At 65.0% G+C, this 16,470-nt stretch carries 15 protein-coding genes; 9 read left to right on the forward strand and 6 right to left on the reverse strand.

Annotated elements, in window-relative coordinates; translation table 11 throughout:
* Window positions 1–125 precede the first annotated feature (125 nt).
* The 5 genes from CXZ10_RS18590 (at window position 126) to CXZ10_RS18610 (ending at window position 5,750) form a co-directional block, all read left to right on the forward strand.
* Window positions 126–2,513: a methyl-accepting chemotaxis protein gene (locus tag CXZ10_RS18590; protein WP_101290854.1), complete on the forward strand. Its 2,388-nt coding sequence runs from the start codon at window positions 126–128 to the stop codon at window positions 2,511–2,513.
* Window positions 2,514–2,701: 188 nt separating this feature from the next.
* Window positions 2,702–3,661, forward strand: a complete 960-nt coding sequence (gene tal, locus CXZ10_RS18595) for a transaldolase (RefSeq protein ID WP_101290855.1) — start codon at window positions 2,702–2,704, stop codon at window positions 3,659–3,661.
* A 123-nt stretch (window positions 3,662–3,784) separates the two neighbouring features.
* Window positions 3,785–4,735 carry a sugar-binding transcriptional regulator gene (locus CXZ10_RS18600; protein ID WP_101290856.1) on the forward strand — a complete coding sequence of 317 codons (951 nt, stop codon included), beginning with the start codon at window positions 3,785–3,787 and terminating at the stop codon, window positions 4,733–4,735.
* A 55-nt stretch (window positions 4,736–4,790) separates the two neighbouring features.
* The gene (locus CXZ10_RS18605; RefSeq protein ID WP_101290857.1) at window positions 4,791–5,186 is read left to right on the forward strand and encodes a YybH family protein; all 396 of its coding nucleotides are present in this window, start codon (window positions 4,791–4,793) and stop codon (window positions 5,184–5,186) included.
* A gap of 165 nt (window positions 5,187–5,351) precedes the next feature.
* Window positions 5,352–5,750, forward strand: coding sequence for a dihydrofolate reductase family protein (locus CXZ10_RS18610; protein ID WP_101290858.1), 399 nt, complete (start codon window positions 5,352–5,354; stop codon window positions 5,748–5,750).
* 110 nt (window positions 5,751–5,860) lie between these two features.
* On the opposite strand, the gene CXZ10_RS18615 is transcribed toward CXZ10_RS18610, so the two are convergent.
* Window positions 5,861–6,559: a beta/alpha barrel domain-containing protein gene (locus CXZ10_RS18615; protein ID WP_101290859.1), complete on the reverse strand. Its 699-nt coding sequence runs from the start codon at window positions 6,557–6,559 to the stop codon at window positions 5,861–5,863.
* Between the two features lie 227 nt (window positions 6,560–6,786).
* The gene (locus tag CXZ10_RS18620; protein ID WP_101290860.1) at window positions 6,787–7,314 is read right to left on the reverse strand and encodes a hypothetical protein; all 528 of its coding nucleotides are present in this window, start codon (window positions 7,312–7,314) and stop codon (window positions 6,787–6,789) included.
* Window positions 7,315–7,515: 201 nt separating this feature from the next.
* Here CXZ10_RS18620 and CXZ10_RS18625 point away from each other — a divergent pair, with 201 nt between their 5' ends.
* Together CXZ10_RS18625 and CXZ10_RS18630 are read left to right on the forward strand one after the other, a co-directional pair.
* The gene (locus CXZ10_RS18625) at window positions 7,516–8,229 is read left to right on the forward strand and encodes a response regulator (protein WP_101290861.1); all 714 of its coding nucleotides are present in this window, start codon (window positions 7,516–7,518) and stop codon (window positions 8,227–8,229) included.
* On the forward strand, window positions 8,226–9,539 hold the full coding sequence (locus tag CXZ10_RS18630) for an ATP-binding protein (protein ID WP_101290862.1): 1,314 nt from the start codon (window positions 8,226–8,228) through the stop codon (window positions 9,537–9,539). The genes CXZ10_RS18625 and CXZ10_RS18630 overlap by 4 nt, the downstream gene beginning before the upstream one ends.
* Window positions 9,540–9,603: 64 nt before the next feature.
* Here the strand turns inward: CXZ10_RS18630 and CXZ10_RS18635 are convergent, their stop codons facing one another.
* The 4 genes from CXZ10_RS18635 to CXZ10_RS18650 are packed head-to-tail and all read right to left on the reverse strand — an operon-like array spanning window position 9,604 to window position 14,030.
* The gene (locus tag CXZ10_RS18635; protein WP_101290863.1) at window positions 9,604–10,611 is read right to left on the reverse strand and encodes a DUF4340 domain-containing protein; all 1,008 of its coding nucleotides are present in this window, start codon (window positions 10,609–10,611) and stop codon (window positions 9,604–9,606) included.
* Between the two features lie 22 nt (window positions 10,612–10,633).
* Window positions 10,634–12,508 carry a Gldg family protein gene (locus tag CXZ10_RS18640; protein ID WP_101290864.1) on the reverse strand — a complete coding sequence of 625 codons (1,875 nt, stop codon included), beginning with the start codon at window positions 12,506–12,508 and terminating at the stop codon, window positions 10,634–10,636.
* 8 nt (window positions 12,509–12,516) lie between these two features.
* A complete protein-coding gene (locus CXZ10_RS18645) occupies window positions 12,517–13,263 on the reverse strand; it encodes an ABC transporter permease subunit (protein ID WP_101290865.1) in 747 nt (248 codons plus the stop codon).
* A 26-nt stretch (window positions 13,264–13,289) separates the two neighbouring features.
* A complete protein-coding gene (locus CXZ10_RS18650; RefSeq protein ID WP_101290866.1) occupies window positions 13,290–14,030 on the reverse strand; it encodes an ABC transporter ATP-binding protein in 741 nt (246 codons plus the stop codon).
* A 253-nt stretch (window positions 14,031–14,283) separates the two neighbouring features.
* Here CXZ10_RS18650 and CXZ10_RS18655 point away from each other — a divergent pair, with 253 nt between their 5' ends.
* Complete coding sequence (locus tag CXZ10_RS18655) at window positions 14,284–15,687, forward strand: ethanolamine ammonia-lyase subunit EutB (RefSeq protein WP_101290867.1); 1,404 nt, start codon at window positions 14,284–14,286, stop codon at window positions 15,685–15,687.
* On the forward strand, window positions 15,684–16,433 hold the full coding sequence (gene eutC, locus CXZ10_RS18660; protein ID WP_101290868.1) for an ethanolamine ammonia-lyase subunit EutC: 750 nt from the start codon (window positions 15,684–15,686) through the stop codon (window positions 16,431–16,433). Before CXZ10_RS18655 ends, eutC begins: the two co-directional genes overlap by 4 nt.
* Window positions 16,434–16,470: the final 37 nt, after the last annotated feature.

The raw sequence follows: 16,470 nt of genomic DNA on the forward strand, positions 1-16,470 counted from the left end.
ACAAATTTTCGCTTTTTGAGCGGATTTCATCCACTTTTTCTTTACCGGGCTCACGGCACAGTCCGCGCATACTTGCGTGGAGCTTGCGCGCCGTCCCGTGGCGGGCGCCTATCCGGGGGGAGAAGATGTCGCTCACCGCTTTTCTGTCGAACCGTTCGATCTCGATGAAAATCGGCGGCGGTCTGGTTTCCCTTGCGGTATTGGCCGCAATCGTCGGAGGGGCCGGCTTTCTGGGCCTCAACCGCCTCGGTCTTGCTGTGGACATGACGTCGAAGTCGGCTTCGGTGCTGGCGACGGTCAACGATGCTGGCAATGCCGTAACCACCTTCATCCAGAATCGCGACAATGGCGCCGTCTCCCAAGCCGGCCACCTGCTGGAACAAGTCAACGCCAGCCTGGACGAGCTCGGTGGAAAATCCGATCCGGGCCTGGCCCCCGCCTACGCGGCCGTCGACCAGTTCAAGGCGTCGATAGGCGTTCTGTCGTCATCCTCGGACGCGGTGGCCTCCAACGCTGCCTCCACGGCGGAGCTGCTCTCCAACATGCAGAGCAGGGCCGGCCAGATCGAGTCCGACGCCGCCACCAAGGCCAAGGAGTTCCAGACCAAGGCCAGCGAAGCCGCCCTCGCCACGAACTCCGCCGCGAACCTCGCGGTGACCGCCTACAAGATCGAGATTTCCGCTCTCAAGGCCAACGAACTCCTGGCCAAGTTCGCGGCAACCGGCGACAGCGCCAACGTCGATGCCGCCCTGAAAGCGGTCATGTCGGTGCGTGCAATCGTCAATCAGATCCGAGCCCTCGGCGCGAACGATGAAATCAAGGCACAGGCGAGCGCGATCGAGCAGGTGGCCAAGACCCTCGTACCGCTGCTCGACGAGATGAGGAGCAGCTCCAATCCGTTTGCTGTCGAACAGAAGCGCCTCTTCGCTCTTGACGGCCTCGGCAAGCTGAGCACGGGCACGGACGAAATCATTCGCTTGGCCGGTCAACAGCGCGATCTCGCCAGCTACAACATGCAGTCGCTGCTCGACGACGCTGCGAAGGCGCGCACGCTTTCGGACCTCGCCACTGTCTTCGGCAGCGAGATCGACCAGTTGGCGCTTCAGACCACCACCTATCGCTACGATCCCGACGCCGTCAGCACCAAGGCCATGCTGAAAGCCGCCGATGCCGCCAAGGAGACGGGACAGAAGATCGTCGCCGCCGGCGGCGTCGACCCATCCAAGGACATCGATCGCTTCAAGGCGGCCTTCACAAAGCTGGTCGACGCATCCAAGGCCTTCATGGGCGCGAGGGCGGACTCGCGTAACCAGTCGGCCGCCGCCATCGCCGCCATCAAGACCGTCGTGGACGATCGCGCCGCCGCCGCCAGCCGCAACCGCGCGTCGAGCACCTTCACCATGTCCGGCACGCTTGGCGCGGCCCTGGTCTTTGCGCTCATTGTCGGCGTCGTGCTGTCGCGGCTGATCACCCGTCCGATCACCAATCTCACCTCGGCCATGCGGCGACTGGCCACCGGCGACACCGACATGGCGCTCGACCTTGCCGGCCGCAAGGACGAAATCGGCGGCATGTTCGGCGCGGTGCGCGTCTTCCGCGACAATGCCATCGAGCGGCGACGTCTCGCCGAGCAGACCGAGGCCGAGCAGCAGGCTCGGGCGCTCCGCCAGGAAACCATCGAGGGGCTCATCAACGACTTCCGCCTGGAGATCGAGCAGCTTGTCGGTGTGGTCGCCGGCAATGCCGACCAGATGGAGGCAACCGCTCGTGCGCTGGCTGCCATTGCGGAAGAGGCACGCGACCGCGCCGGCACGGCGGCTTCGGCCTCCGAGCTTGCCTCCGATGGCGTCCAGACGGTGGCCGCGGCAGCGGAAGAGCTGTCGGCGTCGATCGGCGAGATCTCGCGGCAGACCGACACGGCCACTGCAGTGGCCCAGCGGGCCACCGGGGAAGCCAAGAAGACCGACGCCACCATTTCGGGTCTTGCCGACGCGGCGACACGGATCGGCAACGTCATCACCCTCATCAAGGCGATCGCCGAGCAAACCAACCTGCTGGCGCTCAACGCCACCATCGAGGCGGCGCGTGCCGGCGAGGCGGGCAAGGGCTTTGCCGTCGTCGCCTCAGAGGTCAAGAACCTTGCCGGCCAGACCGCCAAGGCCACCGAGGAGATCGCCTCCCAGATCGCCCAGATCCAGGCATCGACCGGAGAGGCCGTGGCAGCCATTCGGGCCATCTCGGACATCATGGGCGAGGTCGACAGGACGACCAACGTCATTGCCACCGCCGTCGGCGAGCAGGGCCACGCCACCGCCGAAATCTCGCTCAACGCCCAGAAGGCGGCGGGCGGCACCAAGTCGGTGGCCGACGAAACCCAGGCTCTGACCCGCGTCGTCGGCGAGACGTCGCAGTCGGCAAGTCAGGTGCTCGCTGTGTCCAACGACATGAACGACCAGGCGACGCGTCTGCGCGCGGTTGTGGAGAGCTTCATCAACCGGGTGATGGCGGCCTGACCCTTTTCGGGGGAGAGGGGAGAGGCGGGGGGGCTCCGAAGGGCCCGCCCGCTCCATTTGCGTCATGAAAATGCAATTAATTTCTTTTTATCCATTTCTTGCATTTTGATTGCGGCAACCCCATAGTCTTCTGCGATGGAAAGCGGCGGGCATCGGAGGATGCACCGGACGGATATGGAGTTGAGGACATGGCTTCCAAGCTAGACCAATTGCGCGAGATGACCGTCGTGGTCGCCGACACCGGCGACATCGATGCCATCAAGAAGTTCAAGCCGGTCGACTGCACGACCAACCCGACGCTGGTGCTGAAGGCCATCGGCCTGCCGGCCTACGAGCCGATCCTCGCCGACGCGGTTGCCTGGGGCAAGAAGCAGGCCGGCAGCCAGGAAGCTGCCGTCAAGGCGATCGGCGACCGCCTCGCCGTTGCCGTCGGCACCGAGCTCACCAAGCTCGTGGAGGGACGCGTGTCCACCGAGGTCGACGCCGGCCTCTCCTTCGACACTGCCGCCACCGTCGAGAAGGCGCGCGCCATCATCGCCGCCTACAAGGCCAATGGCGTCGATCGCGAGCGGATCCTGATCAAGGTCGCCGGTACCTGGGAAGGTATCCGCGCCTCGGAGATCCTGCAGAAGGAAGGCATCGACACCAACATGACGCTGATCTTCGACATCGCCCAGGCCATCGCCTGCGCCGATGCGAAGGCCTTCCTGATTTCTCCCTTCGTCGGCCGCATTCTCGACTGGTACGTCAAGAGCGAGAACCGCACCTTCACGCCGGAAGAAGATCCGGGCGTCATCTCGGTGCACGGCATCTACGACTACTACAAGGCGCACGGCATTCCGACCGTGGTCATGGGTGCTTCCTTCCGCTCGCAGGGTGAAGTCGAGGCCCTGGCCGGCTGCGACCGTCTGACGATCTCCCCGGCGCTGCTCGATGCGCTGGCCGCCGACAACGGCACGCTGAAGCGCGCCCTGTCGCCGAACAAGCCCGGTCCGAAGCCTGACGTCGTCAACCTCGACGAGAAGGCCTTCCGCTGGGCCATGAACCAGAACCCGATGGCCACCGAAAAGCTGGCCGAGGGCATCCGCCTGTTCGCCAAGGACCTCGGCGAGCTGCGCAAGATCGTCGCCAAGCGCTTCGTCGCCTGACGACCAGCGGCCGGGGCGTTTTCAAGCCAATGCCCCGGCCCTCTCCCCGGGCCGGCACGTCGACGACGGACGACGTGCCGGACGCCGGTGACCTTGTTTCACTCCCCGTCCAAGGCGCGTAGCATGCCCCGGCCTCGCCGCAGCGAAGACATGATCGTCGAGATCGCCCGCCTCCGCTACGAGCAGCGCCTGCCGCAGACCGAAATCGCCCGCCTTCTAGAGATCTCGGAGGCCACCGTCAGCCGGGCGCTGAAATCGGCCCTCGATCTCGGCTACATCGAATTCCAGGTGACGCCCAAGGCCTTTCGAGACAGCGCTGCCGAGCAGCGGCTGAAGGCCCATCTCGGCCTGCGCCTTGCCGTGGTCGTCGAGAACAGGGCCGGAGCCCATGCCGACACGCTCGGCAAGGCCGTCGCCCGCGTCATTGAGGACACTCTGAAGAGCGGCGACGTGCTGGGCGTTTCCGATGGGGCAACGGCAGCAGCCATTGCTGCGGCGGCGCGGCGCGCACCGGCCCGCGACCTCAACGTCGTCGCCCTGGTCGGTGGCGTCGGTGCGCCCGAGCATTATACCCATTCCTCCGAGGTCTGCCGCCGGTTTGCCGCCGGTTTGGGCGCACAAGCCTGGCAACTGCCGGTACCGGCCATTGTCGATGACGCCGGCGCGGCCCGCCTGCTGCGCGAGACCGGCACCGTGCGGGGCGTCTTTTCCATGATGGACCGCCTAGCCGTTGCCGTGGTGGGTGTCGGCGCCATATCGGCCACGGCCATGGTGTTCCGCGAAGGCTTCATCGCACCGGGGAAGCTCGAAGAGATACGGGCTCACGGTGCCGTCGGCACCATCTGCGGCCGCTTCTTCGGCAAGGACGGTCGTCCGGTCGGCACCGAGTTCGACGACCGCACCCTTTCGATCTCGCTCGAACGCCTGTCCCGCGTGCCGCTGTCCATCGCCGCCGCGCTGTCGTCGATAAAGGCCGAGGCGATCCGCGCCGCCGTCGCCGGCGGCCTCGTCAACGCCGTCGCCACCGACGTCGAGACCGCCGAGGCGCTGATGGCGCTGCCCGCCCGCTGCTGACAGACACCGGCATCGCGCAAGCCTAATCTCCCAGGAAAACCAAGGGGAGATTGCCATGACCATCGCCGACGACATCATTGCCCTCGAGAAGGACGCGCTCGACCGCTGGTGCGCCGGCGATCCCGATGCCTTTCTCGACCTTTCGGCCGATGACGTCACCTATTTCGATCCCTTCCGCGAGACGCGACTCGATGGCAAGGCGGCGCTGGCCTCGCTTTATGGCGAGTTGCGCGGCAAGATCTTCGCGCCGCGCCATGAGATGATCGAGCCGAAGGTGCAGGTCATCGGGGACGCCGCCGTGCTCACCTTCCGGTTCGTGTCGTGGAACGGCAGCGAGGGCGACCGCGTCGCTTGGAATTGCACGGAAGTCTACCGGCGCGCGCCCGAGGGATGGCGCATCGTCCAGACGCACTGGTCGTTCACGGGCGCCGGCCTCGCCGGCGGCCAATAGAAAGCCCGACTCCCCCTTTGCCCGACCCACGGCGCTCCATCCTCCGGGCTCGATAGCATTTCCTCACACAGATCGGTGCCTGCCTTGCTCGAAAATGCTCTATTGGGTTTTCCGCTTAGGCATTGCTATGTTCGCTGGCAATCGCAACAACCGGCGGACGGAATCATGGCGGATGTCAGGGCTATCTGCGCGATCGGCCAGCGCGGCCAGATCGGACTCAACGGCGAGCTTCCCTGGGAGGGCAATCCCGGGCGCGAGTTCGTCGCCGACGTCGAGCGCTTCTATGAGGTGACGCGCGGCCATGTGATGCTGGCCGGACCGCACACCATCTCCACCCTGCCCGGCTTCATGCAGTTCGACCGCACGCTCTGCCCCGTGCGCTCCAGCGACCGGCCGGAGGAGGTGCTCGCCCGGTTTGCCGACCGTGTCGTCTATGTTGCCGGTGGGCCCGCGGTATGGGAGGCCTATGCGGGCTTCATCCGCCATTGGGATATCAACCGCCTGCCCTACGACGGCCCGGCCGACCGCTGGTTCAAGCCGGAATGGCTGGTGGCGGCCCGCTAAACCCCATCGGACAGCAGAAAGGCGCCGGAGCCATGCCTCGGCGCCTTTCGTGTTTCCATGGTATTGAAAAGCGTTTCCGAACTCCCGGATCAGCGGGCTCTGTTTCCGCCTCAAAGGCTCTTCAGCCACTCCATCCGCTTGCCGAGATCGGGAGCGTCGAACACCAGCTTTCCGGCGACGATCGCCTGTGCGCCCGCCTTTCGCAGCAGCGGCACGGTGTCCTCACGGATGGCGCCGTCAGCCACCAGCACGATGCGATGATCGCTCGGAACCCCGGCAATGTATTTCCGGGCCTCCTCAAGGCGCTGCGTGGCAGACTGGCTGATCCCCTCGCGCTCGCCGATGCCGGCGCCGAACAGGGTGACCAGTTGGACGCGCGGCAGATGGCGGATCAGCTTGGCGACCGGCGTATCGACCTTCAGCACGACGCCAGCGACGAGCCCCAGCTCGTTGATGCGGGCGATGCCGCTATCGGTGAGAAGCGTGTTCTCGGCATGAATGGAGATGGCATCGGCACCGGCGGCGGCAAACTGGTTGATCTGGTTGATCAGCGCCGGCTCGCCCACCATCAGATGGACGTGAATGGGCTTGTCGGTGATGGAACGGATGCGGGCGACGATCTCCGGAAACATCAACAGCGTGTCGGCGAAAACGCCGTCCGAGGCGTCGATGTGAATGACGTTGGCATAGGGTTCGATGCGAGCCACTTCGTCGGCGATGCGCAGAAGATCCGACGACCACATCGAGAATTCGGTGATCAGGTGGTCGGTCGGGAGGCGGTCGATCCATCCGGCGGCGGGGCGGTTCATCAGGCGATTCTCCGGGGGTCAGAACATGCGATGCACCTGCCGGCCGACGGCCCTCGCCGGCCCGCTGGCGCGCCATGTTCAAGATTGCGCACAAGCACTTGGATAGCACTAGTGCTTTCGTAGCGAAGAGACTTTTTTCCGGCAGATCCCCGGCGATGCATAGCTCCCCTGCCTGCAACGCAAAGCGGCGGGCCTGGCCCGCCGCTCTGTCCGCGTTCGCTGTTCGGTCAGGCAACCAGATCGAACAGATAGCTGGTGCTGCTCGACGAGTTCGACGAACCGTTGGCACCGTAAGAGGTCTGGCTGCTTTCGGCGAGCGCCTCCTGAAGTTGCTTCAGAATATCGGCGATCGACGTGCCGGACGACGAACCATCGTTCAGGGCATCAGTCGACTGATCATCTTCGGGCGGCGGCCCCGGAGGCGGTCCACCGGCACCCTGAGCGTCCTTTGAGAAGGCTTCATCGAAGACTTTGGCCAACTCATCGGCCTGATCGGCGGTCAGCGTACCGGCATCGACCTGCTGCTGGATCAGGTCGGTGATCTTCTCTTTCATCTCGTCGGGAGACGGCGGCTTGCCGCCTGGCGCTTCGCTCGAGCGGCCGCTCGACAACGTCTCGTCGATGCTCTCGAGTGCCGAAGCAAGCGCGGACTGGTCAGACGACTTGATGCTGCCCGTGCTGATGTCCGACTGGAGTGTCGACTGCAGCCGGGCAAGCGGCGACTGATGTAGGCTGGTGGAAGAAATCGAGGTCATTTTCAACCCTCGGGTTGGAGCCTTACGCATTACCTGCAAGGAGCCAAACGCCCTGTCCGTTAACGAGCGGTAACCACTTCATCCACGCGGTAACGGGGTGTTTCGACAGTCACGAGAAGAAACATCCGGATACAAAATAACTGTCGTGGCAGGCCACCCGAGTGCTAAAGCTCGGCCGTTGAATGGAGATGGCCTTTCTTCATGCAGAACCACATCCTGCTTGTCGAAGACGATAACGACATCAATACGCTGGTCTCGCGCTATCTGAAGGCGAACGACTGCCGCGTATCTGTGGCCCGTGACGGCCGTGAGATGGATCGTATCCTGACGACTTCTCGCGTCGACATCGTCTTGCTCGACATCATGCTGCCCGGCGAGGATGGGCTCAGCATCTGCCGGCGTCTGCGCAACACCTCGACCATGCCAATCATCATCCTGTCGGCGCGCGGCGAGGAGATCGACCGTGTGGTCGGCCTGGAGATCGGGGCCGACGACTATCTCGCCAAGCCCTTCAGCGCCCGCGAGCTTCTGGCTCGCATTCGGGCCATTCTGAGAAGAAGCAGTCTGCCGGCCGCCAAGACGACACGGTCGGAAGCACGCCGCCTCAGCTTCTCCGGTTGGGTGATCGACACCCGCGAACGCAGCCTGACAACGCCATCGGGCGCCAGGGCGACACTGACCGGCGCCGAGTTCGACCTCCTGGTCGCCTTCGCCGAGCGATCCGGCATTACGCTCAGCCGCGACCAACTCCTGGAGTTGACGCAGGGCCGTCTCGCCGCGCCTTTCGAGCGGTCCATCGACATTCTGGTAAGCCGCCTGAGGCGCAAGCTGTCGCCCGATGACGACAAGTCGGATTTCATCCGAACTATCCGCTCGGAAGGCTATCTGTTCACGCCGGAAGTGACGGCCTCATGATCGGCAGAATTCTGCGCCTGGTTTTCGGCTCTGTCGCAGGTCAGGTCATCGTCTTGCTGGTGCTTTCGATTGCCACGATGCACGGGCTTCTGACCGCTTATTTCTTCCTGTCCAATCCGCGCACCGTCCTCTCCACTTCACCGGGCGAGACAACGGGTGAAATAGGCGCGGCGGCTCACATGCTGGCCTCCGCCAGCCCATCTGACAGGCCAAGGCTCGTGGAGTTTCTGAAAGCGGCGCTGCCGTCCATCGCGGCCTGCGGCACGCCGGTGCCCGAGAATGCCGAAGAAGTCAGGTTCGGGCCGCTCGCCTCCCGGCTGGGAAACGCTGCCTCCGCCTACAAGGTGTTCGACGACCCGCCGGCACCGGGCGACGAACTGGCCGGACCGCTCTTTTTGGTACTGTCGGACAAGAGCTGCTATCGACTCGATCTGCCCAAAGCGCAGGGCCCGCGTTTCTTCGGACCGACCACTATCGTGCTTGGTTTCCTTTTGCTCACGACCGTGGTGCTGGTCAGTTGGGCCATGATGGTCATCATCAGGCCGCTTCGGCGTTTCGAAGCTGCCGTCGAGCGTTTGCGTGACATGCGTTCCGACGTCTCGGTTCCGGAAATCGGTCCACGCGAGCTGCGATCGACAATCTCTGCCTTCAATCGCATGCGCGCACGTATCGGCAAGCTGATGGCCGAGAGGACCACCATGCTGGCCGCCGTCAGTCACGATCTCAGAACCCCGATCACCCGCCTCAGATTGCGCGCCGAGTTCATCGAGGATGAGACGATCCGCGAGCCCATGCTGGCGGATCTCGACCATATGGCAGCCCTGGCCCAGGCCGCTCTCGTTCATCTCTCCGGCACCGACAGTCCAGGACCTTTCGATCAGACCGATCTGCCGAGCTTGTTGCAGACCGTTGCGGATCAGTTCGCCGATCTTGGTCACGCCGTTTCCTACGAAGGTCCGAGCCGGCTTACCGCTCGCGTTCGCCATCGAGATATCCTGAGGGCGGTGTCCAATCTCGTCGAAAACGCCGTGCGCTACGGCGACAAGGTCGTCGTGTCGCTCAAGTCGTTACCGGATCGCCAGCTTGCCATTTCAGTTGCCGACAATGGCCCCGGCATTCCCGTTGCCGAGCGCGACCGCCTGCTCGAACCCTTCGTGCGTGGCGACAGTGCCCGCAGTTCGCTGCCGAACTCCGGCTTCGGACTGGGGCTCACCGTTGCACGCGATGTGGCCGAAGCCCACGGCGGTCGCATCGTGCTGACGGACAATCCGCCGCGGGGCCTGCTGGCGACATTGGAAATCGACAGATAGGCCCGAAATCATACGGCCGGCGAGTTTCCCCGCCGGCCGTCTGTTCTTACAGAAGCGACCGAGGTCAGCCGTCCTTGGCAAGGCTCGCCAACGTCCAGCCGAACATCTCGGTGTGGATGGTGTTGACCTTGAACTCGTAGCCAGCTGCCTTGGCGTTGATCGCTTTGGCGGCATCGGCTGCCTTGGGGTCGATCGCCTCGGCGGTGAGACGGATCCACCCCCTGCCGGGTTCATCCGCTGCCGGCACGGCCGTTGCGGTCACCACGAGACCATTGGACGTCTCGTAACGCAGGCGCGTGGCGTTGCCGATGGTCGCTGGCGTTTCCTTGCGGACATCGGTGAAGTCGAAGCCTTGCAGGAAGGCGGTGACGCGATTGGCCTTGCCTTCGTCGGGCGCCTTGCCGTCCGGCAGCGACGCCGGCAGCAGCTTGTCGCCGGTGCGCAGGAAATCGACCGAAGTGCCCGATGCATCGGTCAGCGTCACCTTGGCCAGATCGGCCGGTTTGATGTCGGTGAGACGGGCATCGAACCAGTCGGCGCGGGCCGCGGGCATGTCGAGCGAGCCGCGCACCAGATAGGCCTGCGGGCTGCCTTCGAGGCGGACATACTGGCCGCCGCGGCTGCCGCCGACCGTATAGTCCTTGGAACCGGCATAAACGGCAGCGATCGGCTTGCCCGCCTTGTCGAGCAGCTCAACCTTGGTGGCCGCGCCCTCGGCGGCCGCAGGATCGGCAAGACCAAGATCGACGTAGCGGTCCGGCTTGTCGGTCTTGTCCTCGTCGATGGTCAGCGTTGCCAGCGACGACACCAGCTTGCGCACCCCTTCGATCTGCGCCGGATAGCCCGAGGCATCGACGAAGCGCTCGCCGTCACGCGTCAGCGTGGTGGTGTCCTTGCCGACGGTGACAACCAGGCGATCGACCGAAGCGGAGGTTTTCACGAGCCCCGGCAGGAGTGCCCGGCCGCGGTCGGCGACGGCACTGTCGGCAGCGGTTCCGCCTGCGACCACTACGGCTGCGATGACGGCAGCGGCGGTAACGACGGCAAGACCAATGAGCGATTTCGGCGTCATGTGTTGTAACTCCTCATTGGACTCAGGCTTTGCGAGCCGGCACCGGCCGCCGAGGCCGGCGGAGGGCGAAGACGAGAGCGATGAGCGCCACCGCCGCCGGCACGACGCCGATGATCAGGATCATGATCCAGTTCTTGAGGCTCGCGACATCGGCGCGGAGCTGATACTGCACCTCACGCAGTTCGGCACGCGCCGACAGAAGATCGGACTTGAAGGTCTCGATCGTCTTGGCCTGCTCGGCGGAGACCAACTCGCCGTCCTTGGCCTCGCCGGTGACGGACGCATCCTTCAGCTTCTTTTCCGTGTCGGCGATGCGCTGCGTCAGCTCCTGCTGCTTGGCGAGGAAGCGCTCCTCGGCGGCCCGTTCCAGCGCATCGATGCGGGTGAACGGACGCCAGGAGACGGTGCGGCTGCGGAGATCGGCCAGCGCCACGCCGCCGGCCATCTGCTCGATGGCATTGAGCAGGAAGTCGCCATTGTTGGCGAAGGCCTGCGCCACCTGCCGGCCGAGCACGTTCTGCTTCTGAAGCCAGTTGCGGTCGGACAGCATGTCGGCATCGCCGACCAGGATGACGTTGGGCGACGAAGCGCTTTCCTTGATCGGCGCCGCTTCGGCAGCCGAATCCTTCGGTTTGCCGTCCGGGAAGGCGGTGTGAAGCTTGCCTTCGAGGCGCGCCGCGACCACAGGACGAACACCGGCCCTCTCGATCTTGGCGAGAAGCGCGCGCGGGTCGCCGTAGGGATCGGCCGCTTCGCCGGCCGGCAGAAGTCCGGCATCGGCAGAGGCGTACATCAGCGGCTTCAGCGTCGCATCCTTGCCGGTAGCGGTGAAGCTGCCGGCGGTGGTCATGACCACGGCGTTCAGCTTGGACGTGACGGCATCGCCCCGGTCGAAGCCGTCGTCATGGATGGCGAACCAGGGATAGTTGGCCACCTCGGCCTGACGACCACCGATGTTGCGGACGGTGCGGATCGCCCAATCAGGATCGCCGACCGCCTTCTTGGCGTCGAAGCCGACGCCCCAGGCGTCGAACATCTTCTGGAAGTCGGTGGCGTTGTTCTCCACCGGCATTCCGGGCTGGGGTCCCACCTGCGTTTCCGCGAAAGGATCGGCGAACACCAGCGTGGCACCACCGGACAGCACCCACTGATCGAGCGTATAGAGGGTGCGATCGCTGAGCTTCTGCGGCTGCACCACCAGCACGACGCGGGTGTTGTCGGGCAGCTTGTCGATGTCGCCGCCGATGGTCTCGACGCTGTAGGTCTCCTTCAGCATCGTGAGGATCTGGGTCGGCTCCTGCCCGGCCATCGGGTTGCCGGCCATGCCGAGACCGTCGAGAAGCGCGACCACCGGCTTCTTGGGTTGGCCCAGCTCGGCGACGAGCCGCGTCAGGTCGTATTCCAGGAAAGCCTCGCGGTCAGGCGTGAACACCGGAATGTTGGCCGAACCGTTGGTCGAGTTGGTGGCGGCGAGGCCGAAATAGATCGGGTCGGAACTGCCGTCGAGGCTGATGCGGTTGATGCCGAGGCCGACGGCGCGGTCTTCTTCTTCCGAATAGGGCTGCGGGTCGATTACCTCGAGCGTGATCTTGCCGTGCGACAGGCTCTCGTACGTGTCGAGCATGGCCCGGACGCGCGAGGCATAAGCGGACAGAGCCGGCGCCGCCTCGTGCAGGCCCGCCGACATGAAGAGGCGCATGTGGATCGGCTCGTCGAGCTTGTCGAGCATGGCCACGGTGCCGCCTGACAGCGAATAGAGCCCGCCATCGGTGAGATCGATGCGGCTCGAACGGAATAGCGTCGCCGACAGCGAGTTGACGGCAAGATAAAGGATGACCGCCAGAACGGCGCCGACGGCGACGAGACGGGACTTGGGGATCCGGTTGAACTTGGACATCGCGGACCTCAGGCGGCTTTCTTGGCGTCGACGACCTGGACGTTGATCCAGAGCGCGAGCACGATGGTCGACAGGAACAAGATGACGGCCGGCACCTCAAGGACACCGCGCGTCAGCCGGTCGAAGTTGGTGATGAAGGACAGCGACTGCACCAGATCGACCACGAAGGCCGGCGCCCAACCGCGCAGCGCCGCCAGCACCAGGTTGGTGCCGGACATCACCAGCAGGAAGGACACGATGGCGGCGAGGATGAAGGCGATGACCTGGTTCTTGGTCATGGCCGAGATGCAGGCGGAGATCGCCAGGAAGGCACCGGCCATCAGGAAGGAACCGATGTAGCTTGCCACCACGATGCCGTTGTCCGGCGAGCCGAGGTAGAGCGTCACCAGCCAGAAGCTCATGGTGAGCACCAGCGCCACGGCCGTGAAGGCCCAACCGGCCAGGAACTTGCCGATCACCACCTCATGGGCACGTACCGGCAGCGTCATCAGCAGCTCGATGACACCGGAGCGGCGCTCGTCAGCCCAGAGCCGCATGCCGATGGCCGGCATCAGGATCAGGAACAGCCAGGGGTGCCAGGCGAAGAACGGACCAAGGTCGGCCTGCCCGCGCTCGAAGAAACCGCCGGCGAAGAAGGCGAGGCCGGCCGAAAGGGCGAGGAATACCAGAAGGAACACGGCGGCGAGCGGCGTCGCGAAATAGGCGCGGAACTCGCGGCCGAACACCAGTGCAATGGTGCGGAAAGAGGTTTTCATCGGATCGTCTCCGGAAGGGAAGCGGCTCAGGCGGCCTTGCTGCCGGTGATGGAGCGGAAGACCGTTTCGAGCGACGGCCGCTGGCCATCGACGGCGGCGGCATCTAGCAGGGCGGACGGGGTCGCATCGGCAACCACCCTGCCCTCGGCGATGATGACGACGCGGCTGCAGATCGCCTCGACCTCCTCGAGAATATGCGTCGAGATGACGATGGCCTTGCCCGGCGCGATCGCCGAGATCAGCTCGCGCATGTCGTGCTTCTGGTTGGGATCGAGGCCGTCGGTCGGCTCGTCGAGGATTAGCACCTCCGGGTCGTGGATCAACGCCTGAGCGATGCCGACGCGCCGCTTGAAGCCCTTGGAGAGCGCATCGATCGGACGATTCCAGACAGCGGCGAGATTGACCCGCTCCACCATTTCGGCGAGGCGCTCGCCAAGCACGGCACCGGACAGGCCACGCATGCGGCCGACAAAGGCAAGGAAATCGGCGACCGTCATGTCGCCATAGGCCGGCGCCCCCTCGGGAAGGTAGCCGAGATGACGACGGGCAGCGATGGGATCTGCGAACACGTCATGGCCGGCGATCGAGGCGGTGCCGGCATCCGGCTCCAGAAAGCCGGTCAGCATCTTCATGGTCGTCGACTTGCCGGCGCCGTTGGGGCCGAGGAAACCAACGACCTCGCCACGGCTCACCTCAAGGCTGACACCATCGACGGCGCGCAGTCTCGAAAACGTCTTCACCAGGCCGGTGGCCTGAACGAGTTGCATGCCTTTTCCTCCAGCGTTCGTAAAGTCCATCCGGATGCCTCGCGGTGCCGGACCTCCGAGGGCCGCAGCTACCACAGGCGGGCAAGCAGGGATATCGGATTCTTGGCAAAATCGTGTTCAAGAACAGACCTTACCGATTGTTCATCAAACGACCGGCGGTACATCGGTAGGGACCCGTAGATGATTGTGTCGGAGGCGGGCGCTGCCCAACAAAACGCCTTGGCCAATCCTTGAGCGATGGTAGACTGACGTCATGTCCAGCTATGCCATCCTCCTTGGCCGCCAGCGCCATGTCTTCGACGATCTCAAGGCCGTCATGGCCGCTGCCTCGCCGGAGAAATCCGGCGATCGGCTGGCCGGCATCGGAGCGGACACCAACGAGCGCCGTGTCGCCGCCCGCTATCTCCTCGCCGACATTCCGCTTCGTACCTTTCTTGAGGAACCGCTGATCCCCTACGAGGTGGACGAGGTCACCCGGCTGATCCTCGACAGTCACGACGCCGCCGCCTTTGCGCCGGTGGCCCATATGACGGTCGGCCAGTTCCGCGACTGGCTGCTGTCCTACGAATGCACTACCGCCGCGCTCTCCGCGCTGGCGCCCGGCCTGACGCCGGAGATGGTGGCCGCCGTTTCCAAGATCATGCGCAACCACGACCTGATCGTCGTGGCCGCCAAGACCAGCGTCGTCACCGGTTTCCGCACCACCATCGGCCTCAAGGGCCGGCTGTCCAGCCGGTTGCAGCCCAATCATCCGACCGACGATCCCGAGGGCGTCGCCGGTTCGACCCTCGACGGCCTTACCTATGGCGTCGGCGACGCGGTGATTGGCATCAATCCGGCCGGTGACAACCTCGACGCCTGCATGCGGCTGATGGAGCTGTTCGACCGGCTGCGCCAGCGCTTCGACATTCCCATGCAGTCCTGCGTGCTGACGCATGTGACGACGTCGATCAAGGCGGTGGAAGCCGGTGCGCCGCTCGATCTGGTCTTCCAGTCGATCGCCGGCACGGAAGCCGCCAACCGCGGCTTCGGCGTCGACCTCAACGTCCTGCGTGAGGGGCGCGAGGCGGCCCTCAGCCTGAAGCGCGGCACGGTCGGCGACAACGTCATGTATCTTGAGACCGGTCAGGGATCGGCGCTGTCCGCCGACGCCCACCATGGCGTCGACGAGCAGACCGTCGAGGCGCGCGCCTACGCCGTCGCCCGACACCTGAAGCCGTTGATCGTCAACACCGTCGTCGGCTTCATCGGCCCGGAGTATCTCTACGACGCCAAGCAGATCATCCGCGCCGGCCTCGAGGATCATTTCTGCGGCAAGCTGCTCGGCGTGCCGATGGGCGTCGATGTCTGTTACACCAACCACGCCGAAGCCGATCAGGACGACATGGACAACCTGATGTTCCTGCTCGCCTCGGCCGGCGTCAACTTCCTGATCGCCGTCCCCGGCGCCGACGACGTCATGTTGAACTACCAGTCGCTCAGCTACCACGACATCGTCAGCCTTCGGCATTCCTTCGGCCGGCCGCCGGCGCCGGAGTTCGAGGCGTGGCTCCATCGCATGGACCTGCTCGACGGTGAGGGGCGTCTGGCGCCTCAGGCCAGCTCCGTCGCACGTCGCCTGATCGACTACCGTCCTGACTTCCGGGCTTCGGCATGAGCAATCCCATCGACCTCGATCCGTTCGCCCGCTTCCGTGCCGTCACCCGTGCCCGCATCGGTCTCGGGCGGGCGGGAGACTCGCTGCCGATCCGCGCCGTGCTCGATTTTCAGCTCGCCCACGCCCGCGCCCGTGATGCGGTGCACGGCCACGTCGACTTCTCAGCCATGGCCGAGCGGATCGGCGCCACTCAGTCCGTAATCCGCCTGAAATCGCGCGCCGCCGACCGGCCGACCTATCTCGCCCGTCCTGACCTTGGGCGGCGGGTCGATCCGGCCGCGCTGATGCTCGTCGAGAAGGGCGATTGGGACGTGGCCTTCGTCATCGCCGACGGCCTGTCGGCCGCGGCCGTCGAGGCCCATGCCGAGATCGTGCTGTCCGCCTGCCTGCGCCGGCTCGGAGATCTCAAGGTCGCGCCGGTCATACTGGGCGAACAGGCGCGCGTCGCCTTCGGCGACGAAGTCGGCGAAACGCTCGGCGCCCGCATGGTCGTGGTGCTGATCGGCGAACGGCCCGGCCTGTCGGTTCCCGACAGCCTCGGCGCCTATCTGACCTTCAGCCCGAAGGTCGGCCGGCGCGACAGCGAGCGCAACTGTCTCTCCAACATCCATGCCGACGGGCTGGCGCATGAGACGGCGGCTGACAAGATCGTCTGGCTGATCCGCGAAGCCCTTCGGCTCGGCCTCACCGGCGTCGACCTCAAGGAAGACATGGGTGGGGCGGCGGCGCTTCCTTCCGCCCTCTAAGCTTTTTCTGAACAATCGCCGCTTGAGCGACCCTTCG

It is taken from the genome of Pleomorphomonas diazotrophica, assembly GCF_002844595.1.
Lineage (GTDB): Bacteria > Pseudomonadota > Alphaproteobacteria > Rhizobiales > Pleomorphomonadaceae > Pleomorphomonas > Pleomorphomonas diazotrophica.

Excerpts from the sequence above, each read along its gene's own strand:
- CXZ10_RS18590 (WP_101290854.1), top strand. The coding sequence starts at position 126 with ATGTCGCTCACCGCTTTTCTGTCGAACCGTTCGATCTCGATGAAAATC.
- tal (WP_101290855.1), top strand. The coding sequence starts at position 2,702 with ATGGCTTCCAAGCTAGACCAATTGCGCGAGATGACCGTCGTGGTCGCC.
- CXZ10_RS18600 (WP_101290856.1), top strand. The coding sequence starts at position 3,785 with ATGCCCCGGCCTCGCCGCAGCGAAGACATGATCGTCGAGATCGCCCGC.
- CXZ10_RS18605 (WP_101290857.1), top strand. The coding sequence starts at position 4,791 with ATGACCATCGCCGACGACATCATTGCCCTCGAGAAGGACGCGCTCGAC.
- CXZ10_RS18610 (WP_101290858.1), top strand. The coding sequence starts at position 5,352 with ATGGCGGATGTCAGGGCTATCTGCGCGATCGGCCAGCGCGGCCAGATC.
- CXZ10_RS18615 (WP_101290859.1), bottom strand. The coding sequence starts at position 6,559 with ATGAACCGCCCCGCCGCCGGATGGATCGACCGCCTCCCGACCGACCAC.
- CXZ10_RS18620 (WP_101290860.1), bottom strand. The coding sequence starts at position 7,314 with ATGACCTCGATTTCTTCCACCAGCCTACATCAGTCGCCGCTTGCCCGG.
- CXZ10_RS18625 (WP_101290861.1), top strand. The coding sequence starts at position 7,516 with ATGCAGAACCACATCCTGCTTGTCGAAGACGATAACGACATCAATACG.
- CXZ10_RS18630 (WP_101290862.1), top strand. The coding sequence starts at position 8,226 with ATGATCGGCAGAATTCTGCGCCTGGTTTTCGGCTCTGTCGCAGGTCAG.
- CXZ10_RS18635 (WP_101290863.1), bottom strand. The coding sequence starts at position 10,611 with ATGACGCCGAAATCGCTCATTGGTCTTGCCGTCGTTACCGCCGCTGCC.
- CXZ10_RS18640 (WP_101290864.1), bottom strand. The coding sequence starts at position 12,508 with ATGTCCAAGTTCAACCGGATCCCCAAGTCCCGTCTCGTCGCCGTCGGC.
- CXZ10_RS18645 (WP_101290865.1), bottom strand. The coding sequence starts at position 13,263 with ATGAAAACCTCTTTCCGCACCATTGCACTGGTGTTCGGCCGCGAGTTC.
- CXZ10_RS18650 (WP_101290866.1), bottom strand. The coding sequence starts at position 14,030 with ATGCAACTCGTTCAGGCCACCGGCCTGGTGAAGACGTTTTCGAGACTG.
- CXZ10_RS18655 (WP_101290867.1), top strand. The coding sequence starts at position 14,284 with ATGTCCAGCTATGCCATCCTCCTTGGCCGCCAGCGCCATGTCTTCGAC.
- eutC (WP_101290868.1), top strand. The coding sequence starts at position 15,684 with ATGAGCAATCCCATCGACCTCGATCCGTTCGCCCGCTTCCGTGCCGTC.